Raw genomic sequence first — 26,382 nt, 5'->3', positions numbered from 1 at the left:
AGAACGGCTCGTAAAAATGGAATCCCTAGTGGTCCCGGTCCTTATCCTGCTCGCCGTTGTTGCGGGGGTCATCATTGCCTACCGGGCCGCCCGAGGGCGCAAGGCGGCAGACGGAGGAGCCCAGTCCGGTCCGGCCCGGCCGGCACAGGAGTTGGCCCGCACGGCAGGCGAGAAGTTATCCGAAGGTGAACACCGGCGGCTGTACGCCATGATCGCGCAGGGCCAGGCAATGGCCGCCATCAGGCTTTACCAGGAGGTCACGGGCGAGGGGCTGCGGGCATCGCGTGACGCCGTCGGCGCCTTGGCAGCCCACCCCCAGCCCTACCGCCACCAGGAACCGGTGGAGGCCGCCGAGGAGGATGATGAGCCGCAGCGGTTCCCGTACCGCTACCGGGCCATTGCCAGCAAGGGCGATGTGACCCGCGAGGTGAGCAGCAATATGCTCAACGACGAAATTTACGGTCGGATCCGCTCCCTGGCCCGCAGCGGAGACACCGAAGCCGCCGTCAACGCATTGACGCGGCACTCGGACATCTCACCGGTGCAGGCCAGGGAATTCATCGCACTGCTGGACGACTAGCGGGATCCGGCGATTCCGGCCAGGAGCTGCTCGAACGGCAGGGACTCCAGCGGCGCAGGCTTCCGGCCCGGCTGGGGCCCCTCCAGCAGGAGCGCAAGTTCGGCGGCAGCGCGCTCGATGCGGTCCGCCAGTGAGGAGCCGCCCTCCTCCGTGGTTCCCCAGTCCTGCGGCCCGGCAAAGACTCCAGTGGCCGCCGTGCGCGTGCGCAGGTAGCTGAACAAGGGGCGCAGGGCGTAATCCAACACCATCTGGTGCCGGTCGGTGCCTCCGGTGGCGCCCAGCAGGACCGCCTTGCCGTCAAGGGACTTGGGATCCAGGACGTCAAAGAAGGACTTGAACAGGCCACTGTACGAGGCGCTGAAGACCGGCGTCACCGCGATGATCCCATCCGAAGCCTCCACCCCGGCGATGACCTCCGCCAGGCGGGGCGCGGCGTAACCGGTGACGAAGTTGTTGGCGATGTCCACGGCCAGGTCCCGGAGTTCGACCACGTCAACCACCACCTCATAGCCGCCCGCGGTGAGCCGCCGCTCGGCAGCGGCGGCGAGCTGGTCGGCCAGCAGCCGGCTGGACGAAGGGACGCCAAGTCCGGCGGAGAGGACTGTAATGCGGCGGGTTTCCATGGCATTCTCCTGGTGCTCGTTCATTCCATCATACATGCATTTGCATCTATATCCCTGAACGGCGGCCGCAGCTGTTGTATTCCCCGGGACCTGAATCAGAGCAGGACGGTGCCCTGGATGCACGTACTGGACTCTCCGCCCACCCACACATCACCATCTTCGGCAGTGACGTGCACACGGCCTGCCCGGCCCAGGACGGCGCCTTGCGCGGCCACGTAGCGCTCCGGCGCCCTGCCGCTGCCAATGAGCCACTGGGCCGCTCCTGCGTTGAAGTTGCCCGTCACCGGGTCCTCCACCATCGCGTCACCGGGGATGAACGTCCGCACCTCAAAGTCGGCGTCACCGCCGGGAGCGTGCGGCCCGATGACTCCAACCTTCAGGTTCCCCATGGCCACCGGATCCGGCGCAAGGGCCAGCACCTGGTCCGCCGAACCCAGCAGGACGCCGATCCACTCCGGGCCGTTCACCAGCCATGATGCGTCCAGGATGTCACCGGCCGTGATCCCGAGGGCGTCGGCCAGCTGTTGCCGGATTGGCTCCTCCACGGCCTCGAAGCGGGTCAGGGGCGGCGCCGCGAAAGCCAGCCGGCCGGCGTCGCGCTTTATCCTGACCAGCCCGGCGCCGCACTCCTGCACCACGTAGTTGCCGGACTTCGGAACTCCGCCGGCTTGCAGCCAGGTGTGCGCGGATCCCAGGGTGGGATGCCCCGCGAACGGGAACTCCTCGCTCCCCGTGAAGATCCGGACCTTGTAGTCGGCGCGGGGATCCTCCGCGGGCAGGAGGAAGGTGGTTTCCGAGAGGTTGGTCCAGTTGGCGAAGTGCTGCATTGTTGCGGTGTCAAGGCCCTGGGCATCGAGGACGACGGCGAGCGGGTTGCCCCGGTAGGCCTTGCCGGCGAAAACATCCACCTGGTGGAAGGGGCGGTTGCTGGGTGTCGGGTTCACCGGAGCAGGCTATCACCGGTTCACAGGGCGGATTGCCGGTCAGAAGGGGAGCAGCGGCACCGTCATGGCGGCCAAGGGGACGGCGACGAGCGCCAGGCAGAAACCCAGGTTGATCCACCGGTAGGTTGCGAGGATGGCAATGAATTCCCGAAGGAAGGCGCTGGGGATAAAGTAGCCCGCCGTCCTGGCCCCCGTGACGTGGGCGCGCAGCCCCGCGCGCCGGGTGAACATGGCCGCGCGGAACACGTGGTAGCTGCTGGTGACCACCGTGACGGGCGCATCCGGACGCTCCATCAGCCCGCGCGAAAAGTTCAGCTTCTCCATGGTGGTGGTTGCCCGGTCCTCCACCCTGATCCTGTGGGCAGGAATACCCTGCTCCTGCAGATAGCGGGCCATCGCAGTCGCTTCGGGCAGGAGTTCATCGGCCCCCTGCCCGCCGCTGGGAATAACCGCCCTGATGGAACCGCCATGCTTGCCGCGGTACAGGCGGACCGCCGCGTCAAGCCGTGCGGCCAGCAGGGGCGGAACGGCGCTGCCCGCCAGGCCGGAACCCAAAACCACCACGTATTCGGGATGGCGTCGCGGCGGCAGGATCGAGTAGATCAGCGAATAGACCAGGTAGCTGACGAACACGAAGCCCAGATACCCGGCCAAGAGGGCGGCCACCGACGTGACCGCGCCAAGCCCGGGCACGTACGTTTGCAGGGCAGCCAGGACGAGGGGGACGGCCACCACGGCCAGCCCTGCCAGCAGGGACAACAGGTTTGCCAGGCTGCGGCCTTCGCGGCGCAGCAAAATGATGCCGTTGAGGACCAGGAACACGGCAAGGACGGGCGCTGACACGATAAGCAGTAAGCCCAGGGCCAGGGTCATGAGGACAGGCACGGAGTTGTTGCCGGAGTCCACGAGGAGCCCAAGCCAGCCCACGACCGCCCCGGAGACGAGGAAGACTCCGTTCCTCAGGCGCCTCCGGTCGGCCGCAAAGCTGATGGCTGCAGCCACCAGGAGGATGCTGCTGACGGCGAGAAACGGCAATGCTCGGTGTCCTTCCGTGGCAACGGTGCTGCCCGCGCCAGGAACGGAGGGCCGGCATCCCGCCAGCATATGTTGCCCGCACCCGGCAGCCGGGAGCCCCGGCAGTGACCTTGAACGCAAATGGCCCCCGCACCGGAGTCCCGGGCGGGGGCCATTCAACTGCAGTGCGGAAACTACTTTCCGGCAACGACCTCAAGGTCGATGACAGCGGAAACATCCTCGTGCAGGCGAACGTTGGCCGTGTACGAACCGACAGACTTGATGTGGTTCGGCAGTTCAACGTTGCGCTTGTCGATGGCTCCGAGGCCGGCGGCCTCAACAGCGGCAGCGACATCAGCAGGCTTGACGGTGCCGAAGAGACGACCGGACTCGCCGGCCTTCACCTCGAGCTTGACCTTCTTGGAGGACAGAGCCTGGGCCTGTGCCTGTGCAGCTTCAACGGAAGCGTGCGCACGGGCGGCGCGGGCAGCCTTGATGGACTCAACCTGCTTCTCGCCACCCTTGGTCCAGGTCAGGGCGAAGCCGCGGGGCAGCAGGAAGTTACGTGCGTAACCGTCCTTGACCTCGACAACATCGCCAGCAGCACCGAGACCGGTTACTTCGTGGGTCAGAATGAGCTTTGCCATGTTAGTTAATCCCTTCCTTAGCCGCGGCCAGCGCCGGAGTAAGGCAGCAGAGCAACTTCGCGGGCGTTCTTGATTGCCTGGGCGATCTTGCGCTGTTCCTGCACCGTGACGCCAGTGACGCGACGGGCGCGGATCTTTCCGCGGTCGGAGATGAACTTGCGCAGCAATGCTACGTCCTTGTAGTCGATGACAGTGATGTCAGCGGCCTTCAAGGGGTTGGACTTTGGTTTGGGCTTACGGAGTTCAGCCTTAGCCATCGTGGAGCTCCTATTCTAGGGAGCCCGTGGATATTGATCCACGGGATGGTGGTGGTCCGACGGCGGCAAAACCTTTGGGTGCCTTGCGGCTCCCGGGCGGTCCCGGCGTCGGGCCGTTGTTTGGGTTTTAGAAGGGAGGTTCGGAATCGGGGCCGTTGCCCCAGCCGCCTGCATTGGACACGCCGGGCGTGGCCCAGGGATCGTCCTGTGCAGCCTGCTGGTTGCCGCCGCCCCAGCCTCCACCGGAGTTGCCGCCCTGGGTTCCACCAGGGTTGCCGCCTCCGAAGCCACCGCCGCCGTTGCCGCCGCCGAAGCCGCCCCCACCCTGTCCGCCGGAGCGCTGGGTGCGGTTGACCTTTGCGTTGGCATAGCGCAGGCTGGGGCCGATTTCGTCGACCTCAAGCTCGATTACGGTGCGCTTTTCGCCTTCTTTTGTTTCGTAGGAACGGCTCTTCAGGCGGCCGGTCACGATCACGCGCATTCCCTTGGTCAGGGATTCGGCGACGTTCTCGGCAGCTTCACGCCATACAGCGGCGCGGAGGAACAGGGTCTCCCCGTCCTTCCACTCGTTGGACTGGCGATCAAAGGTGCGGGGGGTGGAAGCGATGGTGAAGTTCGCTACCGCGGAACCGGACGGTGTGAACCGCAATTCCGGGTCATTGGTGAGGTTACCGATGACCGTAATGGTGGTCTCGCCTGCCATCTACTGCCTCCTTGTTCGATCCTGGGTGAAGAGTGCGTTTCCTGCGGGGTAAAGAATGAAAATCGGTGCTGAATTACTCAGCAACAACTTTCTGCTCTTCGGGGCGGGTGATCTTGGTGCGCATGATGGTCTCGTTAAGAGACAGCTGGCGGTCAAGTTCCTTGGCGGTTTCCGGCTTGGCGGTGAAGTTCACCACGGCGTAGATACCTTCGGACTTCTTCTTGATCTCGTAAGCCAGACGGCGACGGCCCCAGATGTCAACCTTTTCGATGGTTCCACCATCGTTGGTGATGACGTTCAGGAACTTCTGAAGCGACGGCTCAACGGTACGCTCTTCGACCTCGGGGTCGATGATTACCATCAATTCGTAAGGACGCATATGTGAACCCACCTCCTTTGGGCTAAGCGGTTACGGCATTTCCGTAACAGGAGGTTCATTTGCGAGTCCGTGAAGTGTCTTGCCACCGGTACGGAGGCAGGACGCAGCACAGACTTCAATATCCTAGTGCATCTGGACCTGATAGGCGATTCGCGCTTGACTCAAGGCTAGCCGCGTGATGCGGCGGGAACAGCCCGGCCGCCCTCTTATGTGGATAACGCAGGGAATCCGGCACCCCCTGTAAAGGCCCGCGCGGCAATCGGGCGGCAAGCCACGCCCGTGATGTTGCTTCCGTTACCCAATTGTGATTCCGCGAGGATTTTCGTGTACGGTCTTCGGGTGGGCCGCCCCAGCCGGCCCCAATCCCGGAAGACGCCCAACTCTGCCGCTTCCGCGATCCCCCAGGTTCCAGGCAGAGGCGGGGGACCCAAGCGTCACGGGTATGGCCTCCGCCTGCCCTCGGGGTGAAGCCGCAGCGAGCGGCCGAATGGCAACATTCGAACCCGACAGCTAACTCCGCAGGCGTTGAGAGGTAATTCCCCATGCCCGCATCCCGCAAAGCGAACGCCAAACGCGCACACCGTTATCAAAATGAGACCGCACCGGCCGGGCTCCGGCCATTTCTGACATCCAAAGACTCCCGCCGCCGCTTGCCCCTGGCCGCCGGCCTCGCAGCAGCCCTCCTCGGCGCGGCGTCCCTGGGCCTCGGCCTGGCCAACGGCAACGAGACTGCAGATGTCTCCCGGGTGGCGAGCGCCGCCGACGCCGGCAGCGAAGTCCAGGCCCAGGCCTCCCCGTCCACCCCGGCCCCGGCCCCGTCCACCCCGGCCCCTGCCCCGGCACCGGCCGCCGCACCCGCCCAGGAGCAGGCTCCCGCGCAGGCACCGGCTCCCGCTGCGCCTGCCCCGGCCCCCGCCGCGGCGGCTCCGGCCCCGCAGTCGCCCATCGTCGTGGCGCCCGCCGCGGCACAGCTGGCCAACAGCGGGACGCCCATGCCCGCGGGCGTCCCCGGAAACTGGACCATGACCTTCGCCGACGAGTTCAACGGCTCAGGCCTGGACAGCGCAAAGTGGTCCAACTGCTGGTTCGCCCCCAACTGCGGAACCATGAATAAAGCGGCCACCAGCCCCGCCAACGTCTCCGTGGGCAACGGCAACCTGGCCCTCAGCCTTGCCTCGTCCTCGTCCGGGTCCCTGGTGTCCACCAACCCCAAGGGCGGGGCTGGCACCGGTTACCAGTTCACCACCGGGTACGTGGAGGCCCGCATCAAGTTCCCAGGCAACGCCAACGGCCTGTACAACTGGCCGGCGTTCTGGACCACCGGGCAGTCGTGGCCCGCCACCGGCGAGAACGACATCGCGGAAGTCCTCCAGGGGAAGATGACCGTCAATTACCATTCAAGCTCGGGCGCACACAACCAAGGCACCGTCGGCGGCAACTGGGCCAACGAGTACCACACCTTCGGCCTGCACCGGATGGCCAACTCCTCCGACGTCTACTTCGACGGCGTGAAGGTCAAGTCCTACCCCACGGACGACGGAAACGCCCCGCAGTACATCGTCCTGAACGTCGGCGCTTCCTCGACGAACCCGGTCTACGGCCCGCAGTCCCAGCTGCTGGTGGACTACGTACGCGCCTGGCAGTAGCCAGCCACGCGCTTCGGTTTAAGGGGCGACGGCGGGGACTTCCCGCCGTCGCCCCTTTTTGGCTTCCTGCGGTTCCCCACAAAGTTGCCCAAAGCAACCCCTGCCGTCCCAGTGTGATCCAGTACACTCTTGCAATGAAGCTCCTGTACGTGACTGAAAGCGTGCCCAACCGGGACCCGCAACTCGGTGATGGAAGCTCCATGATCCCGTACGAAGTGATCCTGCACCTTCCCGCAGATGTGGCCGTCACCCTGCTGACGTTTTCCGGGCCCGTCCCGGTACCGGCGGAGATCCGGGCGCGCTGCGGGACCGTCCACGAAATTGCCCAGCGGGGCGACCTGTCCGCTCTTGCGCGCTCCCTGGGCGGCCTCACGGGCCTGGGCAAACACCGGCGCTCCACTCCCTCGGCGCGGGCAGCGGCGGCCACCTTGTCCGGCAGCAACAACGCCACCCTCATCCATGGCCCGCACGCCCTTTTCCTGTCCCACCACGTGGCCGGGCCCATGGTGCTGCAGACCGTGGACCCCTGGTCCATCCGCGCCGGCATGGACACGGCCATCGCGCGCGCCTTCCGGCCTGCCTACCGGCTGCGGGAACTCCTCGCCGAACGGGCTGAGCGGGGGCTGCCTGCCAAGGCGCGGCTGCTGACCGTCGGGGCGCAGGACGCTGCGGCCTGGTCCGCGAAGCTCGGCCGGGCCGTAGCAGCCATCCCCAACGGAACAGCCGCGACCGCCGGCCCCCGCCGGGACCGGACCGCACCGGTCGTATGCTTCGCGGGCAGCCTCAACTACGGCCCCAACGTTGACAGCGCCACGCTCCTGGCCACCCGAATTGCTCCCCTGGTATGGCGGGAGGTTCCGGAGGCCCGGTTCGTCATCGCCGGGCGGCAACCCACGGCTGCGGTCCAGGCGCTGGCCGGTCCCCGCGTTGAAGTCCTGGCCAACGTCCCATCAATCCTGGACATCTTCCAAGGGGCCGACGTCGCCGTCTTCCCCGACCAACACGGCGTGGGCATCCGAAACTCCGTGCTTGAGGCCCTTGCGGCGGGGCTGCCCGTGGTGGCATCCCCGGTGGCGGCACGGGAACTTCCGCCGCACCCGCTGCTCACTGTTGAGTCCGGCCAGGACGCGATGGTCCGCAAGGTCGTGGAACAACTCAGGGCCCCCCGGCCGCCGCACAGCTCTCCCGGCGGCGCTGCGGGACAGGCCGCCGGCACCGTCCGGTCCTGGGACACCGTGGCCGGGGAGTACCTGGCTGAGGTGCGGGCTGCCGTGGCTTCGTCCTCCCCCGCCGGGGACTTATCCGGCACCGCAAGGCAACTGTGACCTACGCGCCCGGCGAGCTGGAACGCAAAGGCGTCCGGGGAGCCTTGTGGCAGGGGCTGGCCTTCGCCTCCGGACGGGTGATCGTGCTGGTCACCACCGTGGTGCTGGCCCGGCTCCTGTCGCCCGAAGAGTACGGCCTCGTAGCCCTGGCGCTGGTGCTCATGGCATACGCCGAAACCATTGCCGACGCCGGGGTGGGCCAGGCGCTGGTCTACCTGCCCAAGACGAAGGTGATTGTCCGCTCGGCGCTCCTGCTCTCGGTAACCCTGGGCGCGGTGCTGGCCTTGACGGCCGTGCTTGCGGCCGATGCTGTGGAAGACCTCATCGGGCTCGACGGCGTGGCTCCCCTGGTGCAGGTGCTTGGCATCTCCGTGCTGGCCACCGCCTGCGGCGCCGTCCCGGAGGCGATCATGCGCCGCGACCTGAAGTTCCGGCAACTCACCGCCGCTCCGGTGCTGCGGGCCGCAACCATGGGAACGGTGACCCTCTACCTGGCCTTCACCGGCCACGGCGCCTGGTCGCTCGCCGTCGGAACGGCTGCGGGCTCGGTCGCCTACGCAGCCACCTGCTGGTTCCTGATCCGCCACGAAGCGCCGTGCAGCAGCTCTGGCGCGTCAGCAGGAGCGCCCTGGCCGAGAACATCCGCTTCGGCGCCCCCGTGGCGGGGAGCACCATGCTGGCCCGGGCCATCTTCGACGTCGACTACCTGGTGATCGGGATCGTGCTGGGCGCCCATGCGCTGGGCCTGTACACGCTCGCCTTCCGGCTCCCGGAGGCCCTGATCCTCAACGTGTTCTTCGTGCTTTCCACTGTCCTGTTTCCGCTCTATACGCAAGTCCGCGGTGACCGGCAGCGATTACGGGACGGGTACCTGAAAAGTGTCACGGTGCAGGCCCTGTACGGCATCACGGCCGGGGTGGGCCTTGCCGTGGTGGCGCCGGTCCTGGTGCCGGTCCTTTTCGGGCAGCAGTGGGAGGAATCCGTGACGCCGCTGGTGTTCCTTGCCCTGTATGCGGCGGCGCGTTCCCTGGGCGCCGGCGCAAACGACGTCTATAAAGCGCTGGGCAGGCCCGGGCTTTCCATCCGGATCTCCGTGGTCCGGCTGGTGGTCCTGCTCCCGGCACTGGTCTTCGCCAGCCGTTGGGGCATTGTCGGCGTTGCGTGCGCCCAAATGGTGGTGGCAGTGGTCTTCGCCTTCGGCATGCAGGCGGTCGCCGCCAAGGTCTTGGGGACAAGGATGCGCCGGATGCTCCGTGCTGCTGCACCGGGCTTGGCGTGCGGGGCCGCTGTGTCCCTGGTTGGCCTGCTCAACCTGTCACGGCATGCACTGGGGCCGGTCCTGACGCTCGCTGTCATGGTGGTTGCCGGCGTCGGATTGGTCTACGCGGTGCTGCGGTTCGGCTATCGGGGCCTGCACGATGACGTCCTGGGGCTTTTCAAGCGCCACCACGACTCCCCGGGACCGGCGCCCGACCACGTTCCCTAAGGGTGCACTTTTTCCTTGGGGCGGCCGTTTCCCACATGGTGCCGCGTCCCAGGCGGATGTCACGACTCCTACGCCGATGTCACCACGTGGCGCCACAACCAGTAGTCCCTGTCCGCCTCAAGCGCGGCACGGACCTTTCCGTTGCCCTGCGACGGATCAGCTTCTGTTTCCTGCGCCAGCCGATCGGCCAGCGTCGCGGTGGACCGCGCCCAGGTGGTGATCACCAGCAGTGGCAGGAGCGAGGCGTCCACTCCCCGCACACCCAGGTGGCGGGAAAGCGGGTCCAGCGCCCAGCCGCCCTGGCCGAACGCCTTCTCAAAGGCAGCGATCTGGGCATCCCTGGCAAACGCCTGCTCGCTGGACTCGCTGAGGTACTGGAGGTAGAACACCAGGTCGTGGCCGGGGACGCCGTCGGCCAGGGAGCGTTCCCAGTCCATGACCTGCAATCCACTGCCGGGCTTAACCAGCAGGTTGGGATGGCTTAGGTCGCCGTGCTCAATAACCGCCGGAAGTTGGGCGGTACGCAGGGGTTCGAGGAGTTGGTGGGTGCGCTCAACCAGGCGGCCGGTCTGGGCGTCAGGTCCGGCCAGCCGTTCCAGTGCCGCCAACGGCGCGGCGACCGCGCGCTGGTACCAGTCCGGGTTGTCAGTCGCAGCATGGGTGCAGGGAAGGGCCCCCACAAAGCCGGTTCCGGCCGCGACGGCCGAGGGGAGGTCGGCGGCCACCTTCCGCGGGTCCAGGGGTATGCCGGTCAATGCTGTTTCCACCAGGACCGTGTACGGCCCCTCGTCCCGGATTCCCACCAGGCGCGGAACACCCGGGCTGCCGACGGCGGCCGAAAGCTGGTCCAGCATGGCGGCCTCACGCCGGACTCCGCTGCTGTCACCTGGCTGGCGCGGGATCTTCACCACCAGGGCGGGGTCGCTTCCGCGGGACGGAAACACCAGGGCCACCACGTGCCGGGAGGTGGTGAAACGAGGTGTGAGCAGCAGCGTTTCCCACCGGCTGCCCAGGCCGTACCGGTCAAGGGCGAACTCCTCGAAGTGGTCCCGGAGGAACCGGTCAACGAAACTCATGGCCCACCCCGTTCCGGACGTCTTCCCGTGACTGTGCCCTCCGGGACCATGAGGTCGAAGACGTGAAGTGCCAGGGCCAGGTGGGCCGCGGCCGCTTTGAGCGATCCAAACCGCACATCTTTCCGCAGTGCCAGGGTGTCACGGATGGCCACGGCGGACCGTACCGGAACCAGCCTGGCGGTGCGGTCACGGTTGGGGGCATTCCAGTACAGGTTGACGTCCTGGTATCCGCGCCGCTCCAGTGTGCGTTTCCAGCCCCTGAGCGTCCGGGGCCCGGAACGCTGGAGCAGCGAGCGGCTGGCTTCCACGCAAATCCATCCTCCGGGTTCCAGCGCCAGCCCAGCGCTTTCCACGTGGCTGCGGCCCGGAGATGCCAGCAGCACCACGTCGCATGACGCGCCGTCCGGACCGGAGCCCGGGCCGCCCAAGCGCACGGCCTCCGGGTCCAACAGCCGCAACGCCGACTCCGTTTCCTGGCTTACCTGTCCGGCGAAGCCGAGGGTGCGGGGCTGCAGGATGGGGAGCAGGAAGCGCCAGTCCAGGAGGTGCCAGAGGTGCAGGGCCAGTGCCTCCGCCGCGCCGGTTTCCTGCGCGGCTTCCGCGGCCACCGGGTCCGCCTTTTCCGGCGCGGCGGAACCACCGCCACCAGGATGGCGACGACTGTGGGCCCGGCGGGTGCCGGCAGCCTGGGACAACGTCTCCCAGACAATGCCGGTGACCACGCGCTGGACGGCCTCCGCCGCCTGCGCCGCGTCCACCACCCGGCCGCCGGGAAGGCGCCCGGCCAGTTGCAGATAGTCCTGCCGCCACGATTCCAGCAGCTCCGGGCTGTGCTCGCCCTTCCGCTCAAACATCACGGCGCCGGGCACGTCCAGCACCAGGAGGACGTCCGGGGCCGGGATCACCGCCAAGGCGAGTGCATTGCTCATGCCGGCCAGGGGTCCGCCGCCGGACCCGCCCAGCAGTGCGTCATAGGCCACGCGGTCCATCAGCACCACCTTGCCCATGCGGCGGTAGAACCTTGCCAGCACTCCGCCCCGCACCAGCCGGTAAATCTTCTTTCCGGTCCGGCCGCCGGGAATCCGGCCCAGGACCTCGTCCCAGGGACCGGCTCCCCACAGGCCCATATAGACGTACTTGGTGGGCAACGGAACGTCGGCATGCAGGCCGTTCAGCAATGTGGTCTTGCCGGCCCCGTCCGGAGCCATGACTCCCAATAGCGGAGTATGCCCACGGACCTGGGCCCCGGAACGCCTCAGCAGCCTGTTGACTCCCGCAATCAGGCGCGGGCTCAAGCCCCCGCCGCGCCAGGCGGCACGCATGCGGGCCGCGGTCGCGGGTACCTCGTCCAACCGTCCGTCCAGGACCAAGTCCACCATCTCGGCCACCGGCCCGGCACCCACCCGGCGCCTGACCGACTCCGCGATGCGCCCGCCGTCGGCCGCCGTCCTGGCTGCGGCGAGGGCCAACGGCTGCCGCTCCGGGGAAATGCCGCCCTTGTCCATGAACAGGTGCAGCAGGAGCAGCCATGCCTGGTCCGCCGGGTCCGGCATCCAGTACGAGCCGTGGCGGACCCGGCGGCGCAGGCAGCGGGCCGCCCACGGCGTACGCCACTGCTGGTAGGGCCCGAACGCAAGGTCGGAAACAACGTCGAGCTTGATCCAGGCACCGTCATCCACCGAGTAGCAGAAGTAGAACCGGTGGCTGCCGTGGCCCGGCGCCAGGACCCGGCAGAACCCGGCGGTGGCCAGCAGTTCATCGAGCCTGGGAAGGACGCCGCTATCCACGAGGATGTCCACGTCGCCGGCCGGCAAGGCGAGGTCGTCTTCTCCGCGGAGCAGCAGCCACGACCAGTTGGATCCATTGAGGGCGTCGAACACTGCGGCCACCCGGGGATGGACGCACAGGATCTCAGCCCCGATGCCGTCTGCGGGCCTGTTATTCAGTACGCCCACGGCGCCGCCCTCCAATCGGTTGCCGGAGCCAACTCCGGGGTATGGTGCGAAGCTGTTCGGGCCTAGGGTGTGTAGGCATACTGCACCACCCAATCCACTTGGACGTGTCCGGCTGCGCCGGGTGCAGGAAAGGTACTGGAGGCGTCGTCGGCTGTTTCCACCTGGAGCGTCCAGCGCATGGGGGTGTCCGGCACACCCCCCGGTTTGGTGGTCTGGTCCACGAGCCGGCCATCCAGGAACCATTGGACCAGGCCGGGACGCCATTCGATGGTGGCTACGTGCCATTGGCCCGGCCGTGCCGCCGAGTAGCGCCTGTCGCCGGGATCGAACTGCATGCCGTTCGGCGTCCGGGTTCCCTTTATGGCGGAGTTTCCGTACAGGGCCCCGTCCAGGGCTCCCTCCGGCCAGTCGATCTCCCCCTCGTTCCAGTCGTCGCTGGCCGGCCAGAGCAGGAATGCAATCTTGTAGCCCGGAATGGAGTCGTACCTGAACCGGACGGAGTATCTTCCGTAGGTCTGGCCCGAATACCCAAACGGAATGACGCTGGCCACCCGCGGCCTGTCGTTCGAGTAGTGCAGGTGGAAATCAAGGAAACCGTCGTGGACCGACAGGACCTCGTCAGGGGTGTAGGTCCCGAACCCTGAGGAATCGGAAAGCCCGTCATAACCGCGCATGTCCAGGCCGTAGACGCCGCCCACGGCTCCCGCACCCGCGCGGACGTTGAAGTCCTGCACCATGGTCTGGCGCCAGGAGGGCAGATCACCCCGGGGCGCCCCGCTGACCTGTGAGGAATCGGCATGCAGCGCCAGCAGGGCCGCCCCAACCAGGGACAGGGACGTTACCGTGACCAGCGACAGTTGGTACGCCCGCCCGCTAGTTGCCCCAGTCAGCACGGGAAACCTCGTAAATTCGCACCGACTTGTTCTCGAAGACAACCTGGGCGGCCTTGGATACATCCAGGTCGTGCTCCAACGGGACCATGGCATCCTTGGAGAACTGCCGCAGGACACCCGTTGAGGTCCGCTGCTGCAGGTCTGAGACCACAACAAACAGCCGGTCCGAGGTCCGCAGGTTCGCTCCTGCCCTGGTCTTGTCCACGTAGGCCACCATGTCATCGCCAGTGAAGGGCTGGCCGGACTTATGGAGCTTTGAGGCAACCGAAACCAGCTGCCCGGTGCGGAGGTAGAAGGAATAGTGCGGGCCGATGAGGAGCGGCAAATGGTAGTTGGTCTCAACTACCGCGTCGCCCTTCTGGACGTTGGAATCGAGCCAGCGGCTGGCCGACACATCCGCTGCCGGCACCCGGACGTTGGCCTCGTTCTGGAAGTACACCGCTGTGAACATGACGGCCAGCACTGTAATCGAGGACGCAGCCCCCACCACTGCCCTCCTGCTGGGAACCCTGCCGGACCAGAGGAACCACGCTGCGCCGATGGCCAGCCACGGGAGGGCAAACATGAAGACGCGGAGCCTGCCCTCGCCACCATAGGAGGTGCCGAAAAGCCCAAGGATCGGCGTTGCCGCCAGCGTCCCCACGATCAGTGTGGTGCGGATGTTGCCCAGGCGGACGTTGCGGATGAATCCGAGCCCGGCAAGCAAGGCGGTGAACAAAGACAGGGCGAGCGCCTCGCGCGCCAGCCACCGCCCGGAGAGGAGGGAGGGGCCGGGGCTTCCATTGGACGCCTTGTAGCCGGCGTTTGCGAAGAAATCGAAGCCGCTCAAAAGGCCGTACTTGCCCGCCACGAAATCGACGTTTGGCAGGAGGTAGAGCAAAGCCATCAGCAGCAGTGCGGGTGCAACCCAGGCGGGCTTGAAGTAGCGCGTCAGGAAGAGCGGGAAGAGCCCCAGGATGGCCAGGTAGGGAGTCAGTTGGTGGCTCATCACAATCATTGCCTGCAGCACCAGGATTGCGACGATTGCGATCGCCTGCTGGCGGCCGCTGTACCTTGCGGGTTCTTCCACCTGTGGTTCGGATCTGGACAGCCGGGCCGACAGCCGGCGCTCAAGCTTGAGCACCCAGTTGGCGGGCGTGCCGCGCAGGAACGTAAGGATGATCAGGCACATTGTCAGGTGCAGGGTGTACGCAAAGGCCTGCGGCGAGTAGTAGTTCTGGTTGAGCCAGTTGGTAAGGGTGAACACCAGGGCGGCTGTCCAGTAGATCCGCGGATTCCTGGTCAGGGTCCTGGCAATGGCCAGCACCAGCGCGACGCTCATGAGCGCGAACACCGGTTCGGCCCAGCCGGCATAGGCCATCGGGTCCTGGTATCCGCTGGATTCGCCGAGGAAGGCGCTGAAGAGGAAGAATCCTGGCCAGCGGTTGTAGATGTCGATGCTCGGATCGAACTGCCCGGTGGTCTGGATCAGGTCCGTTACGGCGATGTGCTTGTAAGTCCAGGGCAGCCGCGGGACGGAGGTCAGCAACCCGGCAGAGGCGTACAGCATGACCACCAGTCCGGTGATGGAGGCTCCCGTGAGCCAGCCCGAATGCAGCCGCTGCCGAGAGATGCTCCAGATGCACAGGGCCACGACGAACGCCAGCGAGACGTACCACGTAACCGGGAAGGCCGTGAGCAGCCCGTAGTCACCCAGGCGCGGGTTTGTGGCGGCGAGGGAGGCCGCCCACATGGCCATCGCGGCCACCAGGACCAGCCACGGCGCATAGTTGATCAGTTGCGGGCGGGGCAGGGGGGAGGAAGCGGCCCGGGTCCGTGCCGGGCCTGGGACCAGGAGGGCGACGGCGGATGCCAGCATGATGCCGACGGCGACGGGCCGGGGATTCCAGAGTTGCAGCCACCCCATGGCTGCGGCAGTCAGGGCGAAGGCCGTTGCGCCGGCAACGACCGTGAATACCAGTCGGGCGACCGGGTCCACGCTGGGGAGCCACCGCACCAGCGCCCAGCCGGGCAGCGCAAGGCAGGCCAGGAGTTTGGCGCCGGCCAAGGACTCACCCCCGATGTCGAAGAGGATCAGGGCCGCCGTCACGGCACTTAGCAGGGCCAAGGCGTAATCGGCATAACCGGGCCTGCGCCGGCGCGAAGCGCGGGAGTTCATGGGACCGGAGACGTCACCCCTGATAAGAAGCGCCATACTGTTTCAACTCCTGGATCGGCTTGCCACTGGCGGATCGGTTCTCCGCACCAGCACTGGGTGGACTGTTTGTTCTAGCTGCCCGCAGTCCGGCGGGACTGCAGGTACTTGTAGGGCCCCAAGGCCACGGCCAGCAGCTGCAGCCGGGCGAGCCTGGCAACCTGCACCTCGAGGGAACTGTGGGCCGGGTATCCGTGGAGGCCCGGCTGGGCGGCGTGCGGATGGCTCAGGTATTCGAGCCCTACGCCCCAGCTCCTGGCCAGCGCCAACCTGGCGGTGTGGGGATCCATCATCACCTTCGCCATCCAGGCTCCCAGGCCGGTGCCGTAGCCCCGGGTCTGCACCCTGAGGTCTTCGAGCCCGTCCCGGTGGCGGTGCCACACGATCGCTGCCGGCTGGACCACCAGGGCGTAGCCGGCCAGGATGACCCGGGTGAACATGTCGATATCCTCGCCGCCGCCAGTGGGAGTACCCACGCCCAGGGCCGGGTCGAATCCGCCCAGGGTGAGGGCGGCGTGGCGCTTGAGGGCGAAATTCGCTCCGGTCCCGAAGGCCCCCGGGCTGAAGGGGAACTTCGGCAGCCCCTGGGGCGGCTCTGCCAGCGAGTAGACCCGCGGCACCAGGCTCCGCGACCAGCTCACCTTCGCATCGAAGTAGCCCTGGGTGGGGGTCCTGAGCTCCCCTGCCGGGACGAGCCCCGTTACGCATGCGGCCTCGGGGGCGGCTTCGAACGCCGAGGCGATCTCCCACAACCAGGACCTGTCAACAACGACGTCGTCATCCGTGAAGGCCACCAGGCTTCCGCGGGCGTGTTCCAGGCCGGTATTCCTGGCGTTGGACAGGCCGGGAGCGGGTTCAGTGACCAGCCGCACGCGCCTGTCCCTGAAGTCGCGCCGCACCAGTTCTTCCGTGTCATGCGTCGCCGGCGCATTGTCAACCACCACCACGTCAAAGCGGGGGTAGTCCAGCGCAAGGATGGTCATCAGCGCCCCCCTCAGCTGTGCCGTGCGGTCCCTGGTGCAGACCACCACCGTGATGTGCGGGGCCGTCACCGCCGGCGGGAATGACGTGACATGAGGCAAGGCCGCCAAGGCGTCCTCGAATACAGCCCGGTCCACGATTCCCGCCGGCGACGGCACATCGACAAATCCCCGCACGACCCCCGACGCGCGCACCAGCAGCCGTGCCCGTTCGTATCCAGCATGGTTCTCCAGTTCAAAGTGCGAGCAGTCCGCAAGATCCTCCAGGTCCACGGAGCCGATCCACCGGGCCCCCGGCCAGACCGGGGGCAACACGGACTCCATGGCGGGCACCAGGATCAGCGCTTCGCCCTGAAGCTCCTCGAGCACGCGGCTGGCGCCCTCGCTCATTGCACTTCCCTCCACTGCGCGCCGGCCGCCACCAAGGCGTCACCGCCGTCGTCCGGCCCCGTCCAATGCTGGAGGCGACGCCCCTGGAAGTACCCGGCCGCGGTGCAGGCAAGCACCGCAATCACAGCGCCCGCGCGGCCAAGGCCGTCGGGGCTGCCGTCCCGGCCCCAGGAACGAAGCCCGGTAAACACCGCCCGCGGGAGTACGCTGCGCACATACCTGCGCTCAGGTCCCAGGGCCCGTTTGTGACCCACCAACTGGCTGACCTGGGCTTTGGAGAGCCCCTCGGACCAGGACCGCGACATCATGTACCGCAACGTTCCGCGGGATGCGGGAACGTGGTGGCGGACCAGCGCCGCCGGTTCGTATACGATGCGGGATCCGGGTGACCCCATCTGCGACCGGATGCAGATTTCGGTTTCCTCGCAACCCAACGGCAAAGTGCCTTTGCGTCCCAGCGAGAGGTTGAAGCCCCCCACCTGGCGCAGCACCTCGAGCCGGAAGGACATGTTGGCGCCGATGACGTTGCGGACTTCCGAGGCCACCCGAGGCATGCCCCGGTGGCTGCACCCCACGATCCAGTCCAGTTCCTCGGCGAAATAGCCCGGCCGGCCGGCCTCCCAGAGCGGGACCACCTTGCCACCCACGGCCATGACGTCCGGGTCGTCGTACAGCGCAACCAGGCGTTCGAGCCAATCCGGCGCCGCCTCGGCGTCGTCATCCAGGAAGGCGACGATGTCCGACTCAGCGAGTCCGACGCCCGTATTGCGGGCTCCGGACAGACCGGTCTGGCCGGTGCTTTCCACCACTGTCACGTCGTCGACGATTTCGACGAGCCTGTCGTACAGTTCCTCGTTGTGGTCAACGACGACCAGCACCTGGTCCGGCGCCAGGGTCTGCAGCCGGACGGATTCGATGACATCGAGCAGCATTCCCCACCGCGCCGAGGTGTAGGCGCAGATCACCACCGTCACGGACAGTGGTTTCATGCGATCAAGCATGCTGGCTCACCGCCGCTGTGAGGACACTGTGCGGGTCCACGGGCAACCGCGGGAAGCGGACATTGGAGTAGGTGTATTTCACGCGGCGGAGGGCCTCGGGGCGGGCGCCGGCAGTCGGCGCTTCCCACACTGCGCACTCGCGCGCCAGCGTGTGCAGCACCCGCCAGCCGTCGCGGAAGGTCTGGAGGTTGGATGCGCCGGAGATCCGGTCCAGCTCAAGGCTGGGAACCTCGGCGATCCGCAATCCCGCTTTGGCGGCCCGGACGATGAGTTCGGTTTCGATTTCAAAACCGTCCGACTCCAGCTCCAGCACCTCCAGGCACTCGCGCCGGAAGGCGATATAGCCATAGCAAAGATCCGAGTAATTGCTGTGCAGGACAGCGTTCGCAAGTCCGGTCAGCGCCCGGTTCCCCGCCTTCCTCAGCCGGGTCAGGTCTTCGCTGCCGCCACCGGTGACGTGCCGGGAGCCCTTGACGAAATCGAAGTCGTGCTGGAGTGGCGCTACAAACCACCCGATCTCCTGCGGATCCATGCTGCCGTCCGCGTCCAGCATCACGATGATGTCCCCGCTGGCGGCCGCAAATCCGGAACGGAGGGCAACGCCCTTCCCTTTACGGGTTTCGTTGACCACCACGACGTCCGGGCGAATGGCCTTGGCCACTTCAACAGTGTTGTCCTGCGAACGGCCGTCCACGATCACTACTTCATCGACGTAGGAGGGCATCCGGCGCAGAACCCAGGGCAGGTTCTTTTCCTCGTTCAACGTCGGAATAACAACGCTGATTGAGGCTTGTGGAAATAAGAGTCCCGGCTGTGAAAACAAGGCCGGCAGTTGGGGCGAAATTGACAATTGCCTCACCACTTCATGACAGTTCGGATTCCGGACAATGCCGCCGGCCTTAATTGCCGCGGCACATACGCTTGATCCGGTCATGGTCTGGTCGCTGATCCCCCAGCAACCCATCGCCAATCCTCTGGCCGTTCACGCAGACTACCCCCTACCTAATCCGGGTATCACGAGTAGTAGGTACTCACTTTTTACCCCGTGTTTACCCCCTGTTAGGCAAGTAGAGGGGTCAGTGATGGCACTCAGGATTAGGTATAGGGGATCGCCGCGGCCCCGGAGCCATTAGGTAGGGGGGTGTAAAGAACCTCCATTTGGGTATGTCCCCTGCATTGCCCGCAGCGGCGTTCGGGCATACGCTTCTCGGTACTTGGGGGCTTGAGCTCTTTGTTTCTGGGCCAACGGGCAGACGTCCCCTGAACGTTTCCTAAATGCCCCAGGAGTTCCCTTATGAAGCTCAGAAACATCTCCCACCGGATGGGCCAGGCCCTCGTCGTCGCACTCGTTCTCGCAGCTTCCATCCTCGGCGTACCGGGTGCCGCTGTAGCCGACACCGTGTACGGCACCCAAGGCATGGCCTACTCCGGGGTGGCGAACCCGCCCACATCGGACAAACCGCAGAGCAAACTGTGGTGGAACGACGGATCATGGTGGGCGGATATGTGGAAAACCGGCACCGGATGGAGCATCTACCGGCTGGACCGGACCTCCAACAGTTGGGTGGATACCGGGGTGGTGAACGACACCCGGGGAAGCACGCTCGCGGATACGTTCTGGGACGGCAGCAACCTGTTCATTGCCTCGCACGTGGTAACAATCAGCAGCGACGGCACTCCAAAGCCATCGCTTTCGGGCCAGCCCGCCAAGCTTTACAGGTACAGCTACTCCGGCGGCAAGTACACGCTGGACAGCGGCTTTCCGAGCACAATCAGCAACAATTCGAGTGAATCAATAACCGTCGACGCGGATTCAGTGGGCGGCCTGTGGGCAACCTGGACGCAGGTGGGCGGAAATTCCACATCCGGATTCACCAACACGGTCTACGTGAACTACTCCACCAACAAAGGCGCGACGTGGGGTACCCCGTTCGTCCTTCCGGTGGCCAGCCCCAACCCGGCACCCGATGACATTTCCGCGGTGGTGGCGTTCGGCGGCGGCCAGATCGGCGTCATGTGGAGCGACCAGCGGACTGACACCATGTGGTGGGCCACCCACGCCGACGGAAAGCCCGCCAACTCCAACTGGAAACTCCAGCCCGCCCTCAGGGGAAACGGGCAGGCCGATGACCACCTGAACCTCAAGACCTTGCAGGCCGACACCTCGGGCCGGGTTTTCGCCGCAGTGAAGACGAGCCTCAACGACACGTCCTCCAACAAGACGCTGCCGCAACTGGTCCTGCTGGTCTTCAGGCCGGGAACAGGTGCCTTTACCCAGTCCACGATCGCCACCACCGGTGATTGCGTATCCCGCCCCCAGATCGTCCTGGATACCCAGAACAACCTGGTGCGGGCATTCCAAACGGCGCCGCCCACCTCGGTATCCGGCTGCGCGTACTCCGGCGTAGCCGGCAGCATCTACGAGAAGACCGCTTCCATGGACAATCCTGTCTTTGGGTCGGGCCGCGGTACCCCGATCATGCAGGCTGCGTCGTCGTCGAACATCAATGACGTCACCACCAGCAAGCAGAGCGTTAACAACACCACCGGCCTAGTGGTCATGGCCAGCGACAATGTGGCAAAACGCTACTGGTTCTCCGACCGGGCGCTGGGCGGCACTCCGCCGCCGGCAGGCCAGGCGCCGGTGGCGTCGTTCACCGCCAACCCAACCTCGGGCACGGCACCGCTGAACGTCACCTTCACTGATACGTCCACGAATACGCCCACCTCCTGGGCGTGGGATTTTGGCGACGGCGGCACGGCAGCAGTCCAGAATCCCGCCCATTCGTACGCGGCGGCCGGGACTTACACAGCCAAGCTCACGGCCACCAACAGCACGGGATCATCGTCCGCGACGGCCACCATCACCGTCAGCAGCGCGCCACCGCCGCCAACGTCCGGCGGGATTACGGTGGTTAACGCCAACACCGCGAACTCGGGCACCGCCGTGACCACGGCTTCGCTGGCGGTTCCCGCCGGCACCGCCGCCGGTGACGTCCTGGTTGCCGCCATCACCGTGGACCTCAATCCGGGTTTGACGGCGCCGGCCGGCTGGACGGCAATGGTCAACGGGCAGTCGATCAACAGTTCCTCCTCCTCCGGGGCGCGGGCCTACGCCTACTACAAGGTGGTGGGTGCCTCTGATCCGGCCACCTACAGCTGGACGCTCAGTTCGGCGGCAAAGTGGGGTGGCGGCATCACGGCGTACCGCGGGGTCAACAACACCACGCCACTGGACAGCCCGGTGGTGACGGCGGCTGACACCAGCTACTCCGCGACCAGCATTACGGTGGGCAGCATCACCACGGCCACCAACGGCGCCATGTTGATCGGCGGGGTGGGCTGTGACTGCAGCACTCCGGTGGTCACCGCCCCCTCGGGGTGGACCGAACGCTGGGAGGCCGCGGCCGGCCAGATTGCCGAGCAGGCGGATAAACCGCAGGCGACGGCGGGGGCCAGCGGAACAGCCACCTGGACCTTGAGTGCCGCCCGGGCCGTTGTTGCCTGGCAAACGGCGCTCAAGCCGGCGGCATAGGCCGCTGCCGGCAGAGCGTTAAGGGAAGCGGTTCCGGGGCTGCCATACCGGCCCCGGAACCGCTCCCTGCCGTTTGGCAAATGAATCTTATGTTGAAGCAAATTCGCCGTGCCTCGAAATTAACGCATTCTTGAGCGATCGCAGTGGCAAATCTTGATGAAATACAGCGCGTAATAATGTGCCGAATTTGTTCATTCCGACGCTATATTCACTCTTACCGGATGAACCCGCGCTGGGGCGCGTGAATCAACCTTAAATTGGCAGCGCAAGAATGCGGTCTCCTTCTTCGACGAATGGGGAACGCCATGCCGCTTGTGGGCCGAAGCAAAGAACTGGACCGAATCCTTTCCGTTGTCCGCGGACCCAAGGAAGGTGCCCTGGCAATTGCGGGCAGCAGGGGCACGGGAAAATCCGCCCTCCTTGCCGAAATCCCCACCCTGTCCGATTACCGGACGGTATTCATGGCCGCCAGCGCCGCGGAATCGGACTGGCCGCTCTCCGGGCTGACTGCACTCCTGAACAACATGGACGATCCTGTCCTGAACCGGATTGCGGACGATCTCCTTCGCGACACCGCCGGGGGCATGAACGTACCCTCCGTGTCCGGCATGCTCCTGAACGGCCTGCACCAGCGCTCGTCCTCCAGGACCGTGATCGTGATCGACAACGCCGACCAGCTGGACCACAGCAGCCAGGAAGTCCTGGGGTTCCTTGCCCGCCGCCTCACCGGCACCGACGTGGTCCTGGTCCTCGGACTGCGGGCAGACCTCCCGGAAGGCCCGTTCAGCGGGTTGCCCGTCCTGCAGCTTGGCGCACTCACCTACAGCGATACGGTGCGGATGCTTGAAAGCATTCCCGCGAAACGGACCACGACGGCGGCCGCGCACGCGGTTGCCGCAGCCACCCGCGGCAACCCGCTTGCCGCCGTCGAACTCTACAACCAGCTCATGGGCCGGCACGCTGAAGGAAAATACGCCCTGCCCGTCCCGCTCGCCTCCGTGGGAAGTTTTGACGCCGAGTACGCGTCCGTTGTTGGTGCGCTGAACCCCGGCGCCCGCGGGGTCCTGGACCTGCTCGCCCTGTCCTACCGCAGCGATATTTCCACGATCGAAAAGATCGACCATGATGTGTGGACCAGCGTTGATGAACTCCTCAGCGCCGGCCTGGTGAAGCGCACCGGGCCGCACCTTGGGATCGGTGACCAGCTGCTTCGGGGAGCCGTCTTCAACGCCATGACCCCGGCGGTCCGGACCGCCAACCACCGCGCCCTCGCGGAAGCAGCCAACAACACGGACCCGTACGCCCGCAGGTGGCACCTGAGTTTTACCGCCCTGGAACGCAAAACCCCGTTCCAGCTGCTCCGGCACGCCGTCGACCTGATCCGCGGCGGCGAGGTGGCCTTTGCGGTGGAGTACATCGAGCGGGCCTTGACCATCAATCCCTGGGAGGCCGAAACGGCGGCCCGCCTCACCACGCTGGCAGAACTCCTGTTCAACCGGGGTGAGTTCGTGTACGCCCGGCGCTATCTGGAATGGGCGCAGCGGGTTACCCGGAATCCGGCACTGATCCTGCGGCTTACCGGCCTGTCCTTCGAAATCCAGTTCGCCCAGGGCGCCGCCGTACGCTCCAGCATGGTCCTGCGCCTGGTGAAGGAGTTCGGCCAGCACGATCCCGCCTACGCAGCCAGCCTGCTCGCCATCGGGGCCCTCTACTACGCCGAGAGGTGGGAGTTGAAGGACGCCGCCGAGCTCCTCCGGTGCGGCGGCGGTTTCAAAGGCTCCGCCTCCGCCCAGTGCCTGGCCATTTCCGGCCGGGCCGCAAACCTGGTGGAATCCATCAGCGGAAACACCGCAAACCTTGCCTCCAAGTATGAGCAGTCCGGCACCGCGCGGGTGGCCGGGCTCCTGGTGCAAGGCCGGGCGCTGACCTACGCCGAGCACTATGAAAGCGCGCAAGAGGCCTTTGCCATGCTCCGCGGCTCCGCAGAACCCGGGCACGTCAACTGGCGTGAAACCGCAGCCCTGATGGCAGTCGACAATGAAATCCGGGCCGGGAACGTACGCGCGGCAGTCACGCTGATCGATGAACTGGAGCGTTCCGAACCCGAAATCAAATACCACCGCGGGGTGCGGCACTACTTCCGGGTGTGGCGCGCCTACGCCGTGGGTGATGCCGCACGTGCCCAGGCGCACGCCGTCGAGGCCCACCGATACGCGGGCGCGGAAAGCCACCCGGCGCTTACTGCCCAGCTCGCTGCCTGCCAGGGCCATTTTGCCCTGCTGCGCGGTGACCTGGCGGAGTCCGTTGCCCAGTTGTCCCGGGCCGTCGAGATCGGCATGGGGTTCGGCAATCCCACCCTGCTCCGTTGTGAGGCCGACCTGGTGGAAGTGCTCATCCGCCTGGGCCGGCACCACGAGGCCACCCAGGCGTTGATGCGCCTCGAGGGCCGTTCCGCGGGATTGCGCTCACCGTGGCTGATGATGGCCGTGACCCGGAGCCGCGCCATGCTTGCTGACGGCGAACAGTCGCTGCAACTCTTCTCCCAAGCCCTCCAAGGCCGGAACGGGCACATGCTCGAGCAGGCAAGGACACTGATGTGCTACGCGGAACGGCTGCACGCCTTCGGCAAGCTGCGCGACGCACGCGACGCCCTGCTCCGGGCCAAGGTGATGTTCGACGAGGCGGGCGCGGATGCCTGGACCCAGCACGTGGATGCCCTTCTCCTGGACGAACGCGTGGAACCGGTCCGGCAGCAGGGCAACCCGGCCATGCTGATGCTCGCAGACCATGAGCGGTCATTGGCCAAAATGGTGGCCCGGGGCATGCGGAACAAGGAAATTGCCGCCACGCTGTACGTCTCTGTACGCACGGTGGAAGTGCGCCTGACAGCCATCTACCGAAAGCTCGGTGTCGAGTCCCGGGCCCAGCTGACGGCCCTCGCCGCGGACAAGGGCCAGGCCGCCAGGGAACCCTACGTGCTGCCTGTTTTGTAGGCAAGATCCCTGCAGTTGCGGTACCCGCAGTTTCCACAACCTTCCCTTGCAAGACCCACAAAGGCCGCCCCCGCCCCGTTCAAACCCGGCCGGCCGCGGCTAGTTTTGCTTCACAGCCAGGGGACAGGCGCTACGACCGAAAGGGTGATCATGGCAGAGATACCAGTTGTCAGGGCCCGACGTTCGGCCTTCGACTGGCTTGTTCCGCCCGCTGCTGCACAGCGGGCGGGAATAGAGCCGCTGGCGGCAGGGGAAACCGCAGGAACCCGGTTCCCCCTGCCGCCGGCAGCCACCCTTCTTCCTGCGGCGAATGCCCGGCCCCGCAAGGCAACGGCAGCCTGGATCAGCCGGCACACCAACCTCCTCCGGTCCGCAGACGCCGTCGTGGTCACGCTCTCCGCATACGCCGGCTTCCTTCTTTCCGAGGCGGGTTTCTCGCCCGAAGGCCCCAGGGATGGCGGAGCAGCAGCCGCGGCAGCCGCGCTCACGGCCACCTGGCTGGCGGCGCTGGAGATCTATCACACGAGGGACCCGAAGGTGCTGGGCATCGGCGCTGACGAGTACAAGCGGGTTGCCTCCGCCACCCTCCGCGTTTTTGGCCTCCTGGCCCTCGCTGCCGTGATCGTCTCCATCCACGGCGCCGGCGCGTTCGTGACCGTGTCCCTGCCGCTGGGCCTGGTGGCACTGACCCTGAACCGCCGGGCGTTCCGCCGCCGCCTGACCGCCGAGAAGGCCAAGGGACGGCACCTCTCCCGCGCCGTGGTGGTGGGAGAGCCCGAGGATGTCCGTTACGTGGTACAGCAGATCCGCAAGTCCGGGGCGGTCTACGAAATCCTCGGGGCATGCCTCCCGGGAGCACGCCGCGGCGCAGGACTCCGGGTGGACGGCCGCACTGTGCCGGTCCTGTCCTCCACGGACGATATCGCCCGGACAGTACGCCTGGCGGACGCGGACTCGGTGATCATCGCCGGACCACTGCCGGGCGGCAACAGATTCATCCGCGAGCTGGGCTGGAAACTCGAAGAGTCCTCCGCGGAGCTGATCCTGGCATCAACCCTGACCAATGTTGCCGGTCCACGCATCCACTGGCGGCCGGTGGACGGCCTCCCCCTGATGCACGTGGACATTCCCCAGTACGGCGGGGCAAAGCATGCCATGAAGCGGATCATGGATGTGGCCGCGGCGCTGGCGGCCCTGCTGATGCTCTCACCTGTACTCCTGGTGCTCGCGCTGATCGTGAAGCGGGACAGCCCGGGCCCGGTCCTTTTCCGGCAGGCCCGGATTGGCAAGGACGGCCAGGTCTTCGGGATGTACAAGTTCCGGTCCATGGTGGTCGACGCCGAGGCGCGGCTGGCGGGGCTGAACCAGCAGAACCAGGGCGCCGGGGTGCTCTTCAAGATGAAGGACGATCCCCGGGTAACCCGGTGCGGCCGCTGGATGCGCAAATACTCGCTCGACGAACTCCCCCAACTCTGGAACGTGGTGCTGGGCGACATGAGCATGGTGGGTCCCCGGCCGCCGCTGGACCGTGAAGTCAGCGGCTACGAACGCCACACCCACCGCCGGCTGCTGATCAAGCCGGGCATCACCGGACTCTGGCAGATCAACGGCCGCTCCGACCTTCCGTGGGAGGAAGCGGTCCGGCTGGACCTCTACTACGTCGAAAACTGGTCCCTTGCCGGTGACCTCCTGATTCTTTGGCGGACGTTCCGGGCTGTCGTCCGGCCGTCCGGCGCTTACTGACACACTCACAAAATGGGA

Annotated in this window: 22 protein-coding genes and 1 riboswitch; of the genes, 8 read left to right on the top strand and 14 right to left on the bottom strand. The window is 66.3% G+C overall.

Annotation, left to right across the window (positions count from 1 at the left end; all coding sequences use genetic code 11):
- Window positions 1-16: 16 nt before the first annotated feature.
- Window positions 17-580 carry a hypothetical protein gene (locus QF050_RS04130; protein ID WP_308929285.1) on the top strand — a complete coding sequence of 188 codons (564 nt, stop codon included), beginning with the start codon at window positions 17-19 and terminating at the stop codon, window positions 578-580.
- On the opposite strand, the gene QF050_RS04125 is transcribed toward QF050_RS04130, so the two are convergent.
- From QF050_RS04125 to rpsF, 7 genes are all read right to left on the bottom strand, one after another.
- On the bottom strand, window positions 577-1,203 hold the full coding sequence (locus QF050_RS04125; protein ID WP_308932095.1) for an FMN reductase: 627 nt from the start codon (window positions 1,201-1,203) through the stop codon (window positions 577-579). The two genes, QF050_RS04130 and QF050_RS04125, sit on opposite strands and share 4 nt — an antisense overlap.
- 95 nt (window positions 1,204-1,298) lie before the next feature.
- Window positions 1,299-2,147 (bottom strand): PhzF family phenazine biosynthesis protein, encoded by an 849-nt coding sequence (locus tag QF050_RS04120; protein ID WP_308929284.1) that lies wholly within the window; start codon window positions 2,145-2,147, stop codon window positions 1,299-1,301.
- A 39-nt stretch (window positions 2,148-2,186) separates the two neighbouring features.
- Window positions 2,187-3,182: a YdcF family protein gene (locus QF050_RS04115; RefSeq protein ID WP_308929283.1), complete on the bottom strand. Its 996-nt coding sequence runs from the start codon at window positions 3,180-3,182 to the stop codon at window positions 2,187-2,189.
- A 173-nt stretch (window positions 3,183-3,355) separates the two neighbouring features.
- A complete protein-coding gene (rplI, locus tag QF050_RS04110; protein ID WP_018762867.1) occupies window positions 3,356-3,808 on the bottom strand; it encodes a 50S ribosomal protein L9 in 453 nt (150 codons plus the stop codon).
- Window positions 3,809-3,825: 17 nt separating this feature from the next.
- The gene (gene rpsR / locus QF050_RS04105; protein ID WP_003800144.1) at window positions 3,826-4,065 is read right to left on the bottom strand and encodes a 30S ribosomal protein S18; all 240 of its coding nucleotides are present in this window, start codon (window positions 4,063-4,065) and stop codon (window positions 3,826-3,828) included.
- 127 nt (window positions 4,066-4,192) lie between these two features.
- Window positions 4,193-4,768 carry a single-stranded DNA-binding protein gene (locus tag QF050_RS04100; protein WP_308929282.1) on the bottom strand — a complete coding sequence of 192 codons (576 nt, stop codon included), beginning with the start codon at window positions 4,766-4,768 and terminating at the stop codon, window positions 4,193-4,195.
- A gap of 73 nt (window positions 4,769-4,841) precedes the next feature.
- Complete coding sequence (gene rpsF / locus QF050_RS04095) at window positions 4,842-5,147, bottom strand: 30S ribosomal protein S6 (protein ID WP_013602900.1); 306 nt, start codon at window positions 5,145-5,147, stop codon at window positions 4,842-4,844.
- A 363-nt stretch (window positions 5,148-5,510) separates the two neighbouring features.
- A riboswitch (cyclic di-AMP (ydaO/yuaA leader) is annotated at window positions 5,511-5,684 on the top strand.
- 5 nt (window positions 5,685-5,689) lie between these two features.
- Here rpsF and QF050_RS04090 point away from each other — a divergent pair.
- The 4 genes from QF050_RS04090 to QF050_RS04075 all read left to right on the top strand — a co-directional run bounded on the left by QF050_RS04090 (window position 5,690) and on the right by QF050_RS04075 (window position 9,604).
- A complete protein-coding gene (locus QF050_RS04090; protein ID WP_308929281.1) occupies window positions 5,690-6,793 on the top strand; it encodes a glycoside hydrolase family 16 protein in 1,104 nt (367 codons plus the stop codon).
- Window positions 6,794-6,927: 134 nt separating this feature from the next.
- Window positions 6,928-8,118 (top strand): glycosyltransferase family 4 protein, encoded by a 1,191-nt coding sequence (locus QF050_RS04085; protein ID WP_308929280.1) that lies wholly within the window; start codon window positions 6,928-6,930, stop codon window positions 8,116-8,118.
- Complete coding sequence (locus QF050_RS04080) at window positions 8,115-8,831, top strand: oligosaccharide flippase family protein (RefSeq protein WP_308929279.1); 717 nt, start codon at window positions 8,115-8,117, stop codon at window positions 8,829-8,831. The genes QF050_RS04085 and QF050_RS04080 overlap by 4 nt, the downstream gene beginning before the upstream one ends.
- On the top strand, window positions 8,714-9,604 hold the full coding sequence (locus QF050_RS04075; RefSeq protein ID WP_308929278.1) for an oligosaccharide flippase family protein: 891 nt from the start codon (window positions 8,714-8,716) through the stop codon (window positions 9,602-9,604). Before QF050_RS04080 ends, QF050_RS04075 begins: the two co-directional genes overlap by 118 nt.
- A gap of 68 nt (window positions 9,605-9,672) precedes the next feature.
- On the opposite strand, the gene QF050_RS04070 is transcribed toward QF050_RS04075, so the two are convergent.
- The 7 genes from QF050_RS04070 to QF050_RS04040 form a co-directional block, all read right to left on the bottom strand.
- A complete protein-coding gene (locus QF050_RS04070; protein WP_308929277.1) occupies window positions 9,673-10,680 on the bottom strand; it encodes an aminoglycoside phosphotransferase family protein in 1,008 nt (335 codons plus the stop codon).
- The gene (locus QF050_RS04065; protein ID WP_308929276.1) at window positions 10,677-12,635 is read right to left on the bottom strand and encodes a hypothetical protein; all 1,959 of its coding nucleotides are present in this window, start codon (window positions 12,633-12,635) and stop codon (window positions 10,677-10,679) included. The genes QF050_RS04070 and QF050_RS04065 overlap by 4 nt, the downstream gene beginning before the upstream one ends.
- 62 nt (window positions 12,636-12,697) lie before the next feature.
- Window positions 12,698-13,528, bottom strand: a complete 831-nt coding sequence (locus tag QF050_RS04060) for a glycoside hydrolase family 16 protein (protein ID WP_308929275.1) — start codon at window positions 13,526-13,528, stop codon at window positions 12,698-12,700.
- Window positions 13,509-15,722 (bottom strand): hypothetical protein, encoded by a 2,214-nt coding sequence (locus QF050_RS04055; RefSeq protein ID WP_308929274.1) that lies wholly within the window; start codon window positions 15,720-15,722, stop codon window positions 13,509-13,511. Before QF050_RS04055 ends, QF050_RS04060 begins: the two co-directional genes overlap by 20 nt.
- A gap of 74 nt (window positions 15,723-15,796) precedes the next feature.
- Window positions 15,797-17,092 carry a glycosyltransferase gene (locus tag QF050_RS04050; RefSeq protein ID WP_308929273.1) on the bottom strand — a complete coding sequence of 432 codons (1,296 nt, stop codon included), beginning with the start codon at window positions 17,090-17,092 and terminating at the stop codon, window positions 15,797-15,799.
- Window positions 17,089-18,081: a glycosyltransferase gene (locus QF050_RS04045; protein WP_308929272.1), complete on the bottom strand. Its 993-nt coding sequence runs from the start codon at window positions 18,079-18,081 to the stop codon at window positions 17,089-17,091. Before QF050_RS04045 ends, QF050_RS04050 begins: the two co-directional genes overlap by 4 nt.
- Before the next feature lie 4 nt (window positions 18,082-18,085).
- A complete protein-coding gene (locus QF050_RS04040) occupies window positions 18,086-18,952 on the bottom strand; it encodes a glycosyltransferase family 2 protein (protein WP_308929271.1) in 867 nt (288 codons plus the stop codon).
- A gap of 435 nt (window positions 18,953-19,387) precedes the next feature.
- Here QF050_RS04040 and QF050_RS04035 point away from each other — a divergent pair, with 435 nt between their 5' ends.
- The 3 genes from QF050_RS04035 to QF050_RS04025 all read left to right on the top strand — a co-directional run bounded on the left by QF050_RS04035 (window position 19,388) and on the right by QF050_RS04025 (window position 26,364).
- A complete protein-coding gene (locus QF050_RS04035) occupies window positions 19,388-21,628 on the top strand; it encodes a PKD domain-containing protein (RefSeq protein WP_308929270.1) in 2,241 nt (746 codons plus the stop codon).
- 305 nt (window positions 21,629-21,933) lie between these two features.
- Complete coding sequence (locus QF050_RS04030) at window positions 21,934-24,621, top strand: AAA family ATPase (RefSeq protein ID WP_308929269.1); 2,688 nt, start codon at window positions 21,934-21,936, stop codon at window positions 24,619-24,621.
- A 150-nt stretch (window positions 24,622-24,771) separates the two neighbouring features.
- Window positions 24,772-26,364 (top strand): sugar transferase, encoded by a 1,593-nt coding sequence (locus tag QF050_RS04025; RefSeq protein ID WP_308929268.1) that lies wholly within the window; start codon window positions 24,772-24,774, stop codon window positions 26,362-26,364.
- The last annotated feature ends 18 nt before the right edge of the window (window positions 26,365-26,382 follow it).

It is taken from the genome of Arthrobacter sp. SLBN-112 (genome assembly GCF_030944625.1).
Lineage (GTDB): Bacteria > Actinomycetota > Actinomycetes > Actinomycetales > Micrococcaceae > Arthrobacter.
Note: the sequence above shows the minus strand (reverse complement) of the source record. Positions and strands in the feature narration are given on the sequence as shown.

Bases quoted from the DNA above. Each gene is read 5' to 3' on its own strand.
- QF050_RS04130 (WP_308929285.1), top strand. From the start codon at position 17: ATGGAATCCCTAGTGGTCCCGGTCCTTATCCTGCTCGCCGTTGTTGCG.
- rpsF (WP_013602900.1), bottom strand. From the start codon at position 5,147: ATGCGTCCTTACGAATTGATGGTAATCATCGACCCCGAGGTCGAAGAG.
- QF050_RS04070 (WP_308929277.1), bottom strand. From the start codon at position 10,680: ATGAGTTTCGTTGACCGGTTCCTCCGGGACCACTTCGAGGAGTTCGCC.
- QF050_RS04055 (WP_308929274.1), bottom strand. From the start codon at position 15,722: ATGGCGCTTCTTATCAGGGGTGACGTCTCCGGTCCCATGAACTCCCGC.
- rplI (WP_018762867.1), bottom strand. From the start codon at position 3,808: ATGGCAAAGCTCATTCTGACCCACGAAGTAACCGGTCTCGGTGCTGCT.
- QF050_RS04085 (WP_308929280.1), top strand. From the start codon at position 6,928: ATGAAGCTCCTGTACGTGACTGAAAGCGTGCCCAACCGGGACCCGCAA.
- QF050_RS04125 (WP_308932095.1), bottom strand. From the start codon at position 1,203: ATGGAAACCCGCCGCATTACAGTCCTCTCCGCCGGACTTGGCGTCCCT.
- QF050_RS04045 (WP_308929272.1), bottom strand. From the start codon at position 18,081: ATGAAACCACTGTCCGTGACGGTGGTGATCTGCGCCTACACCTCGGCG.
- QF050_RS04050 (WP_308929273.1), bottom strand. From the start codon at position 17,092: ATGAGCGAGGGCGCCAGCCGCGTGCTCGAGGAGCTTCAGGGCGAAGCG.
- QF050_RS04035 (WP_308929270.1), top strand. From the start codon at position 19,388: ATGAAGCTCAGAAACATCTCCCACCGGATGGGCCAGGCCCTCGTCGTC.
- rpsR (WP_003800144.1), bottom strand. From the start codon at position 4,065: ATGGCTAAGGCTGAACTCCGTAAGCCCAAACCAAAGTCCAACCCCTTG.
- QF050_RS04030 (WP_308929269.1), top strand. From the start codon at position 21,934: ATGCCGCTTGTGGGCCGAAGCAAAGAACTGGACCGAATCCTTTCCGTT.
- QF050_RS04025 (WP_308929268.1), top strand. From the start codon at position 24,772: ATGGCAGAGATACCAGTTGTCAGGGCCCGACGTTCGGCCTTCGACTGG.
- QF050_RS04100 (WP_308929282.1), bottom strand. From the start codon at position 4,768: ATGGCAGGCGAGACCACCATTACGGTCATCGGTAACCTCACCAATGAC.
- QF050_RS04090 (WP_308929281.1), top strand. From the start codon at position 5,690: ATGCCCGCATCCCGCAAAGCGAACGCCAAACGCGCACACCGTTATCAA.